Source organism: Hymenobacter negativus (assembly GCF_017571495.1).
Taxonomy (GTDB): domain Bacteria; phylum Bacteroidota; class Bacteroidia; order Cytophagales; family Hymenobacteraceae; genus Hymenobacter; species Hymenobacter negativus.
Genome location: NZ_JAGETZ010000006.1, coordinates 64,088 through 73,755, shown reverse-complemented (window position 1 = coordinate 73,755; position 9,668 = coordinate 64,088). Strand labels below are relative to the sequence as shown.

Annotated in this window: 9 protein-coding genes; 6 read left to right on the top strand and 3 right to left on the bottom strand. The window is 61.2% G+C overall.

All coding sequences use genetic code 11. The features are described from left to right. Positions 1-137 precede the first annotated feature (137 nt). Positions 138-560 carry a hypothetical protein gene (locus tag J4E00_RS14395; protein ID WP_208175879.1) on the top strand — a complete coding sequence of 141 codons (423 nt, stop codon included), beginning with the start codon at positions 138-140 and terminating at the stop codon, positions 558-560. 157 nt (positions 561-717) lie between these two features. On the opposite strand, the gene lysA is transcribed toward J4E00_RS14395, so the two are convergent. Beyond that, positions 718-1,953: a diaminopimelate decarboxylase gene (gene lysA / locus J4E00_RS14390; protein WP_208175878.1), complete on the bottom strand. Its 1,236-nt coding sequence runs from the start codon at positions 1,951-1,953 to the stop codon at positions 718-720. Positions 1,954-2,148: 195 nt separating this feature from the next. Between lysA and J4E00_RS14385 the strand changes: the two genes are divergently transcribed. Continuing rightward, on the top strand, positions 2,149-2,673 hold the full coding sequence (locus J4E00_RS14385; protein WP_208175877.1) for a DinB family protein: 525 nt from the start codon (positions 2,149-2,151) through the stop codon (positions 2,671-2,673). 98 nt (positions 2,674-2,771) lie between these two features. On the opposite strand, the gene J4E00_RS14380 is transcribed toward J4E00_RS14385, so the two are convergent. Next, positions 2,772-3,863, bottom strand: coding sequence for an NADH:flavin oxidoreductase/NADH oxidase (locus tag J4E00_RS14380; RefSeq protein WP_208175876.1), 1,092 nt, complete (start codon positions 3,861-3,863; stop codon positions 2,772-2,774). Between the two features lie 330 nt (positions 3,864-4,193). On the opposite strand from J4E00_RS14380, the gene J4E00_RS14375 reads away from it, so the two are divergent. The 4 genes from J4E00_RS14375 (at position 4,194) to J4E00_RS14360 (ending at position 8,646) form a co-directional block, all read left to right on the top strand. Then, on the top strand, positions 4,194-6,251 hold the full coding sequence (locus tag J4E00_RS14375) for an ExeM/NucH family extracellular endonuclease (RefSeq protein ID WP_208175875.1): 2,058 nt from the start codon (positions 4,194-4,196) through the stop codon (positions 6,249-6,251). 133 nt (positions 6,252-6,384) lie between these two features. After that, positions 6,385-6,816, top strand: coding sequence for a hypothetical protein (locus J4E00_RS14370; RefSeq protein WP_208175874.1), 432 nt, complete (start codon positions 6,385-6,387; stop codon positions 6,814-6,816). A 48-nt stretch (positions 6,817-6,864) separates the two neighbouring features. Beyond that, on the top strand, positions 6,865-7,527 hold the full coding sequence (locus J4E00_RS14365) for a helix-turn-helix domain-containing protein (protein ID WP_208175873.1): 663 nt from the start codon (positions 6,865-6,867) through the stop codon (positions 7,525-7,527). 138 nt (positions 7,528-7,665) lie between these two features. After that, the gene (locus J4E00_RS14360; RefSeq protein ID WP_208175872.1) at positions 7,666-8,646 is read left to right on the top strand and encodes a hypothetical protein; all 981 of its coding nucleotides are present in this window, start codon (positions 7,666-7,668) and stop codon (positions 8,644-8,646) included. Here J4E00_RS14360 and J4E00_RS14355 read toward each other — a convergent pair. After that, positions 8,643-9,557 (bottom strand): DUF5694 domain-containing protein, encoded by a 915-nt coding sequence (locus J4E00_RS14355; RefSeq protein WP_208175871.1) that lies wholly within the window; start codon positions 9,555-9,557, stop codon positions 8,643-8,645. The two genes, J4E00_RS14360 and J4E00_RS14355, sit on opposite strands and share 4 nt — an antisense overlap. Positions 9,558-9,668 lie beyond the last annotated feature (111 nt).

The window sequence follows — 9,668 nt, the reverse complement described above, 5'->3', positions numbered from 1 at the left end:
CAACGGCTGCCAAAAGCAATTCGCCGAAAACCGTTCCGCAACGCCCAACCTCAGCCGGAGTTTTCGGTTGAGGTTGGGCGTTGCCGCCCAGGGTAGTTTTTCCGTGCCGCAATTGCCTTGTTTAGTTGCTTACCTTGATGACTCCCCCCACCCGTTCCCTTTATTTTGAAAACAGCAGCGGCCGCATCTGGGAAGAGCCCAGCGGCTACCTGCGATTGGAGTACCGGCCCGGTCCGCGCGAGGCCGTGCAGTTTCGCGCTTTGCTCACGCACACGGCGCAGGCCATGAGCCGGCGCCAGTGGGACAAAATGCTGGTCGACCAGCGCGACATGGCCCCTTTCAATCCCAGCGAGCAAGACTGGATGACCAACGAGTGGCTGCCGCGCACCGTGCAGGAAAATGGCTACCGCTACGGAGCCATTCTGGTAGCCAAAAACGTATTTGCCCGCCTGGCTACCAATCAGTTTGTCATGGCCAGCCGCAACCTGCCCCACACCTACCGCACCTTCGAAACCGAGGATGACGCAGTGGCCTGGCTGCTGAAGCCGGGGCATAATTGAGGACAACAGGGCCGTAAAAGTGAACTGTTATGCCGAGCGCGACCGAGGCATCTCGCGTGCAAGCGTAACTTCAATCGCAGGGGAAAGAATGACTACTCTACGCGGGATGCCTTGGCTGCGCTCGGCATGACAGGCTTCTTGTCTTTGGTAAAACCAGCTACGCTGGCTGCGCAGGCACCTCTGCCACTACGTCTACCTGCCCAGCCAGCAAGTCCTCAAAGGTTTGGCGCTTGCGGATGAGACGCAACTCGCCGTCCTCCTGCAGCAGCACTTCGGCCGGGCGAGTGCGCGAGTTGAAGCTACTGCTCATCTCGAAACCGTAGGCACCGGCGTTGTGGAAAGCTAGTAGGTCGTTTTCGTGGATTTCGGGCAGCAGCCGGTCCCAGGCGAAGGTGTCCGTTTCGCAGATATTGCCCACCACGGTGTACAGTCGCTCCGAGCCTTTGGGATTGGTCAGGTTGCTGATGTGGTGGTAGCTGTCGTAGAACATTGGCCGGATGAGGTGGTTGAAGCCCGAATTCACGCCGGCAAACACCGTGGCAGTTGTTTGCTTCACCACTGCCACGTTCACCAGCAGGTAGCCACTTTCGCTCACCAAGTATTTGCCGGGCTCAAACCAGCACTCCAACGGCCGGCCGTATTCTTTCTCGAAGGTCTGAAACGCTTGGGCCACCTGCTGGCCCAGCGTGGCCACATCGGTTTCGGGGTCGCCGGGCTTGTACGGCACTTTGAAACCTGAGCCCAAGTCCAGAAAATCTAGTTCCGGAAAGCGCCCGGCGGCATCAAACAGGATTTCGAGCGAGCGCAGGAACACGCCCACGTCCTTGATTTCGGAGCCCGTGTGCATGTGCAGGCCTTTGACGTGCAGGCCGGTGCCCTTCACCACGCGCTCCAAATGGCGCAGCTGGTGAATGCTGATGCCGAATTTGGAGTCGATGTGACCGGTTTGAATCTTGTAGTTGCCGCCCGCTTCAATGTGCGGGTTCAGGCGCACGCACACTGGGTAAGAACCGCCAAAAGTGGCTCCGAACCGCTCCAGCAGCGAGATGTTGTCAATGTTGAGGTTGACGCCCAACTCCTTGGCTTCTACCAGCTCTTCAAACGTTACGCTGTTGGGCGTAAAGAGAATGTTTTCCGGCAGAAAACCCGCGTGCAGCCCCAGCCGCACCTCGTTGATGCTCACGCAATCAAGCCCGGAGCCCAAGCCGTGGATGTGGCGTAGAATAGCCACGTTGCTCAATGCTTTACAGGCGTAGAAAAACCGGGTTTTATGCCCCGAGAAAGCCGATTTAAGCTTATTGTATTGGCGCGTAATAATGGTAGCGTCGTAAACGTAAAGCGGGGTGCCGAACTGGTCGGCCGCAGCGCGTAGCGAGTTATTTATATTGGGCATAATCACAAAAGTACTGCCTGGGAAGGCCGCTTGACAGGTCTTGTTTAATATGAACGGTGGAATTGAGAACGTGATGCTGAGGCGTCTCGCGTGGCTTAGTAGCTTAACCGTTCAGCAGTATTGATTAGTGCTAGCCGCAAGATGTCTCGGCTGCGCTGGGCATCACGTTCTTTTATCTATCAAACATTCCCGTTTATGTCAACTCCCCAAAACCTTGAAATCTGGCTGCGTGGCCCCATCCCCGGAGTGCCGCCGCTGCTCCAGCCCGTGGCCCACGCCCTACTACAGGCCCGCGACGAGCTGAATGCCGCCATGCAGGAATTCCCGCCCACACTGCTCAATGAACGGCCGGCTGGGGTAGCTTCCGTCGGCTTCCACCTCCAGCACCTGGCGGGCGTGCTCGACCGCCTACTAACGTACGCCCGCCAGGAAACTCTGACGGAACAGCAGTTCGCTGCTTTCAATGCCGAAGTGCCACCGTTAAGCATTGCCCAAGACACTGTTGAAAAGCTGATACAGGAGTTCAACAACCAAATCGACAAGGCGCTGGCTCAGTTGAAAGCCACTGATGAAGCCACCCTCTCCGAAGTACGCGGCGTGGGTCGAGCGCAGGTGCCATCCACGCACCTGGGACTGTTGGTGCATGCGGCTGAGCACACCACGCGCCACCTCGGCCAGTTGCTGGTGACGGCAAAATGGGTACAGAGTCTGGCGATATAGAAACGCGCCCCTTCGCATCGCGGCGTCTGCACTGTTTAGGCAGTTCGGTCAACGCCGAGACGCGAAAGGGCGCGTTTCAATAACTATTCTGGAAACTCCTACCGCTGGCCAGCGGCTGAAGCTATGCGCGGCTTGGCACGCTCGTACTGCGCCGGCCATTCCACTTCCACGCCCAAATCATGGGCAGCGAAGAGGGGGAAATAAGGCTCGCGCAGGAATTCGCGGGCCAGCAGCACGAGGTCGGCTTGGCCGTTGGCCAGAATGGCTTCGGCATCAATAGGCGTGGTAATGAGGCCTACTGCGCCGGTCCGAATGCCGGCTTCGGCCTTGATGCGCTCAGCAAACTGCACCTGGTAGCCGGGGCCGACGGGAATGGGTGCCTTGGGCACGTTGCCGCCTGTAGAAACGTCAATTAGGTCTACACCACGCGTTTTGAGCAGGGCCGCCAGCTGCACCGATTCGTCGGCGTTCCAGCCACCTTCGGTCCAGTCGGTGGCCGAGATGCGCACGATGAGTGGCAGGTCTTCGGGCCACACTTCGCGGGTGGCAGCCACCACCTCCAACAGCAGCCGGGCGCGGTTTTCGAAGGTACCGCCGTATTCGTCGGTACGGTGGTTGCTGAGGGGCGACAGGAACTCGTGCAGCAGGTAGCCATGCGCGCCGTGCAGCTCAATCACCTGAAAACCGGCGGCCAAAGCCCGCTGGGCGGCGGACCGGAAGTCGGTAATGACTTTCTGGATGCCAGCGGCATCCAACGCTTCGGGCTGGGGATAGTTATCAGTAAAAGCTTCGGCGCTGGGGCCTACTACCGGCCAGCCGCCTTCAGCGGCGGGCACCTCGCCCGAGCCAGTAAAGGGGCTGTACGTGCTGGCTTTGCGGCCCGCGTGGGCCAGCTGCACGCCAGGCACACTGCCCTGCGCCGTGATGAAGTCGTTGATGCGCCGTAGCATAGGCACTTGCTCGTCTTTCCAGATGCCAAGGTCTTCGGGGCTGATGCGGCCTTCCGGCGACACGGCCGTGGCCTCCTGAATGATGAGGCCGGCCCCGCCCACGGCCCGGCTGCCAAGGTGAACGAGGTGCCAGTCGTTGGCAAAGCCGTCTTGGGCGCTGTACTGGCACATGGGCGAGACAACAATGCGGTTTTTCAGAGTGACGCCGCGCAGGGCGAGGGGTTCAAATAGCTTGGGCATATCGGGGTCCAGTGAGGGATACGAAGCCTTATAAACCCGTTTTTGAGGGTTTGGGTTATGCGGCTTCGGAGTGGTGGGACCACAGGCATCAGACAGCGCCAAGGCCTTAAGCAGTTGTTGGAGCTGGCAGACCGAGTACCCGTAGCGCGGCTTTGGCTCGCGCAGGAGCTTGACAGAAGGCCGTTGCGTGGCTCGGTCAGCCGAAGTAGCGCTCCGCAGTACCCGTGCGGCGCAAAGTATGAACAACCTAATAGCGCCGTTGAAACGTAGGGCTGTTGCCAGCAGCCCAATATATTTGTCACCCCGCTTATGTTCATTTTTAACTTGGCCATGTACCAAAAGCTCCTCTTTTCCGCAGCTACCCTCTTAACTGCTTATTCTGTAGGCGCTACCCCCATCGGGGCTATTCAGGGCACGGGCAAAGTGGCCAAAGCAGGCAGCTACACTATTGAGGCGGTGGTGACGGGCGTGTATGCCGGCCTCAAGCCAGCCGGTTTTTACGTGCAGGACGACAAAGCCACGGCCGATGGCAACCCCGAAACCTCCGATGCACTGTTTGTAATTCAGAGTAACCCTACTGTGAAGGTGGGCGACAAGGTGCGCATCACTGGGGTGGTGAAGGAGGACGCGGGTGCTCCGTCCTTCAACCAGGCCGTGCTCACCGAACCAAATACCACCGTGGTGTCGTCGGGCAATGGCGCGCCGGCCTTTACCACCATCGTCAACAGCGCGTTTTCGGCGGCCACGGCGGAGCGCTACGAGGGCATGCGGGTGAATTTCGTGGCCCCGCTCACTGTGACCGACAATTACAACCTGAAGCAGCGCGGCGAGCTGATTGTGTCGGTGGAAGGCCTCACCTATCAGCCCACGCAGTTCATCGACCCGAACGACATTCCGGCTACGGGCACCCACACCAGTGGCGTTGCCAACGTGCCTGCCATCAACGCCTTCCAAGCAGCCAACGACAACCGGAGCCTAGTACTCGACGACGGCAGTTCGGTCACCAACCCCACGCCTACGCCCTACCTCGATGCCCGCTTCCACACGGTGCGGGTGGGCAGCACGCTGGCCAGCTCGGGCGGCATTCTGGGGTTTGGCTACGGGCGCTGGCGCCTGCAGCCGCTGGCCGGAGCCGAAGCGCCGGTAATCACGGTGGCCCGGCCGCTGTCGCCGCCCAGCTTCGGGCCGGTCAATTTGAAGCTGGCGAGTTTCAACGTGCTCAACTATTTCAACGGCGATGGCGCGGGCGGCGGCTTCCCCACGCCGCGCGGGGCCAAAACGCTGGCCGACTTTCAGCGGCAGCGCGCCAAGATTATTCTCGCCCTCAGCCAAATGAATGCCGACATAGTGGGCCTTACCGAGATTGAGAATGACGGCAACGGCTCGGCCTCGGCCATCCAGGATTTGGTGGATGGGCTGAACAAGGTGATGGGTGCGGGCACCTACATTTTCGTGAACGACGGCGACGGCGAAAAGCAGCCCAACAACACCGACCTGATTCACTGCGCCATCCTGTACAAGCCCGCGATGGTGCAGTCGCTGGGGCCGGCGCTGGTGGCCAGCACGCCGGGCGTGTTTGAGCGGCCGCCACTGGCGCAGGTGTTCATCACCAAGCGCAAGGAGCGGGCCGATACGCTGGGCTTTGTGGTGAACCACTTCAAGAGCAAAAGCAGCGGCAGCGGGCCCAATGCCGACCAGAACGACGGCCAGGGCGGCTCCAATGCCCGCCGCAAGGCCCAGGCGGCGGCCCTGGTTGAGTTCATCAACAAGACGGTGATTCCGGCCGGGGCCGCGCGCATCGTGAGTGCCGGCGACTACAACGCCAACTACGAGGAAGACCCCATCGACATTCTGCGGTCAGCGGGCTTGGTACCGGCCACGCCGCCCACCAGCGCATCTTATGTCTATAAAGGCCTCACCGGCTCGCTAGACCACGCTGTGGTGACACCTAACCTGGTGGGATTTGTGGATGTGAAGAAGTGGCACATCAACTCGGCGGAGCCTAGCGTGCTGGAATACGACCAAGCCGGCGAAGCCACCGACGTCAGCACGCCGTTCCGTTGCTCCGACCACGACCCGGTACTTATCGGGGTGAACTTTGCAGGCGTCCGTAATGCCTACTACAAGGCACAGAACCGCCTGTTTGTGTATCCTGGGCCGGCGGCTGGTCCGCTGGCTTTCAGCCTGAAGAATGTGCCGGCCAGCGCTGGGGCCGTTACGCTTGACTTCTCGCTGCCGCAGGGCACACCCATGCTGTTGCTGCACGGCACGCCCGGCATGCTGGCAAGCCAGCTCAATAATTACACGGCCCACCTCGCGCCGGGCATCTACGTGCTGAAGATAAGCGGCACCAATTTCCAGAAAACCCAGCGGGTGATGAAGGAATAGCCTACAAGAGCAGTCACGGCCTTGGCTGAATTCGGGGTGAGCCACAAAGCGGCAGCGGCGAGAACTTTGCATGCCTGAAAACCACCGGGCATTCCCCAGGTTTCCTACCCGGCACCGACTGCTTTTTCCCTTCATGAGTCTCGCAAACCCGCTTTTGTTGTTTAAGAATAATGCTGGCCAGCTATTGGCCGACCCTACTGGGTTTCTGAGAACCAACTGGGGCTCACAGGCGCGGACACTGGCCGAAACCCGCGACTTGTTTATCAACATGCAACGGGAGTTGCAGCGGCACCGCTGGAGCCGCATCCTGATTAATCAGGTGGGCATGGCCCCTTTCAGCCAGGCCGAGCAACAATGGGTGGCCCATGAGTGGCTGCCCCAGGCCGTACAGGCGGGCGGCTACCGGCACGGGGCCGTACTGGTATCGCACGATGTGCTGGTGCGGCTGGCAACGGCCTACGTCACCACGCATGTGCAGGGCCTGCCGCTGGTGTATCGCTCCTTCGACAAGGATGCCGACGCCGTGCGCTGGCTGGTGCAGCAGCCCAAGTCGCCGATAGGGTGAAGCCGGGCAAGGGCGCACTTTTACGGCTAATTTCCGTACTTGCCGCCCATGTTTTCTACCGAACGCATTTCGACGCTACGCAAAAGCAAAGGGCTGTCGCAGGAAGTCCTAGCCGAACAATCGGGCGTGAGCCTGCGCACCATCCAGCGGATGGAGCAGGGCGACACCGTGCCGCGCGGCCACACTCTTCAGGCACTGGCCACGGCCCTCGGGGTACCGCTCGACGCCCTGCGCACCGAGCCGGCCCCGCCCGCCGAGGCGTCCCCCGTTGCCGCTCCGCCCACCACGGAACCGCAGTGGCCCGTGCCACCCGCACCGCCCGTTGCCGATGCGGCCCCGGTCGCGCTGCCCACCGACCCTGATTTTTTGCAGTGGCTCAACCTGAGCGCCCTCAGCTTCCTCGTCCTGCCGTTGCTGAATGTGGCGGTACCGTGGTGGCTGTGGCGCACCCGCCGCCACCGCATCGCGCACGTGGCGGAGCTGGGGCGCCGCATTGTGGGCTTCCAGGTGCTGTGGCAGGTGGGTACATTCTTCCTGATGCTGCTGGCCCTAACGGCTCAGCTGGTGTTGTTCCGGCGCTTCCACGTGGCCCTGCCGGAGCTGTGGCTGAGTGTGCTGATTGGCACCTACGCGGCCAACGTTTGCACGGTGGCGTACTACGGCGCGCAGCTGCGCCAGGGCCGGCTCAACGTATACCGCTACCGGCTTTAAGCTCCACTAGGCAAAACAATCCACCTTCACTGTCAATGAATTGACATAAGTGGCGGCAAAATGGCGGGCTAATGGCGCCCGGTTCCGGGAGGAACCACGGATACTTTTGACGCAGTAAATCACCCGCTTTTCTGCATCATGAAACCCGCACTCAAAATTCTCCTTTCTGTCCTGACCCTGTTCCTGCTTAGTGGCATCGGCGGCTACTTCTACATGCGCCAGAAGTTCACGCCGGCGGCCAACCAATTGGTGGTGTCGGGGCTGCCAGCCACTACTTCCTTCACCTGGTGGGCCGATACTGCCCGGGGCCGGGCCATGCCCCACGCCGCGGTGCTGGTACCGGTGCGGCTGCCGGGCTGCCCCCGCACCTGCTACTTCCAGTTCGACACGGGGGCCCCTTATTCGTTGCTCTACACCGAGTCGCTGGCTTCGCTGCAAGCCGCCTATCCTACCCTGCCCTTCGCCCAAGCGGCCGATACCGTGCGCGACTTTCGCTGCTCGCTGGGCCAGAGTCAGCTGCTGGCCCACTGGGTCCGCGTGAAGCCCCATGGCCCCCACAACTTGCCCGCCGACACAGCCACTGCGTTCATCATCGGCACGCTGGGCGCTGACGTTATCGACGGGCGAAGCCTGGTGCTTGACTTTGCCCACCGCCGCTTTAGCCTTGATGCGCACCTTCCCGATAGCCTGGCCCAGCGCGCCACCTTCGTGCCGCTGGCCTTCGAAAACCGCCGCGTGCTGCTGACCATGAATCTGCAAGGCAAGCCCCGGCAGTTGCTCTACGACTCGGGCACCAGTGCGTTTTCCCTGCTCACCAGCCACGGCGAGTGGGACCGGCTGGCCCAACCCGGCGCGCCCGTTCACAAGGTAGACGTAAAGTCATTTGACCGTACCCTCACCTCGTACACGGCCCCCACGGCAGCCACCCTGGAACTCGACAACACGGTGCCGCCATTGCCCCTGGGCACCACCACCTACATGGAAGGTATTAGCCTGACTCAAAGCATGCTGATGCGCTTCTCGGGCATGGGCGGCATGCTCGGCAACCGGGCATTCGATGAGCAAACCATTTTGCTGGACGTGCCCGGCGGCCGGTTCGGGCTGGTGCGGAGGCGCTAATGGCGGCCCAGATAGGGCGCGGCTTCCACCAGCCGGTAGGCCGGGTCTTCGCGGAAGATGCCTTTCAAGGAGCCAATGTGGCGCAACCCGATTATCAGCAGCTGGCGGTTTTGGTGGGTATCCAGCTGAGTGGTCACGATGTTGGAATACACTTTCAGGTCGCGGTTGTATAACACGGAAATAAACTCCGCGCCCACGTAACGCGGGTTGATGAAGGCGGAATCCACCATCGGGTCAGGCTTTAGGGTGCCGTTGGTGACGCGGGCCGGCACGTTATACACCAGCGTGTGCAGCTGCTGCACGATGGCCGGCTTGTTGAGCGTCTGCATGTACTGCGACATGGTGGATTTGCCGTCCAGTAATTCCCTGTCGAGTGGGGCTACGTACTGCTCTCGCCAGCGGGCCGTGGCCTGCTCGTAAAGCTCAATGTTCTTGCCCCGGTTCAGGATGCTCTGGGAGGTACCGCCAGGGGCATTCGCGCAATGGATGCGGGGCAGGCCCAGGCGCTTGCCCAGCGCAAACCCCAGCTGGTACACCTCGTTGCGGCCACCGGGCATGGTATTGAGGTCGAGCTTACCCTGCCGGTAGAGTTGGTAGAGGCTGTCGATGCGGGGCTGGTCTTCGGGCAGCACCTCCACCAGGATGCCATCGGGCCGGTAGCGCTGCAGCCCGTCGAGTAGGGTGCTCAACTCGGCTTGCCGCCTGGGCGTGAGCACGTCGGAGTTCGGGTTATCTGCTTTGTAGAGCTGTGCCAAGTGGTTGGAGCCCAATAGCAGGATGTCGGTAGTGGCGGCCGCGTTGGCGGCCGGGCCAGTGGGTTGTTTTTTGGTAGTGGTGCAGGCGGCCAGGCCCAGCATCAGGACCAGGGACTGGCTCGCCCGGCGCCAGGCGCGGGAGTCGAATAGGTTCATGCAAAAAAGGAAAGGCAGCGTGTGCTGGCAAAGAAACCAAAGTTGTTCTGAAAGCTGCACACCCGATGCAGATGCCACCCCTACCCCACACCATTCGGCCCAGCCTAGACA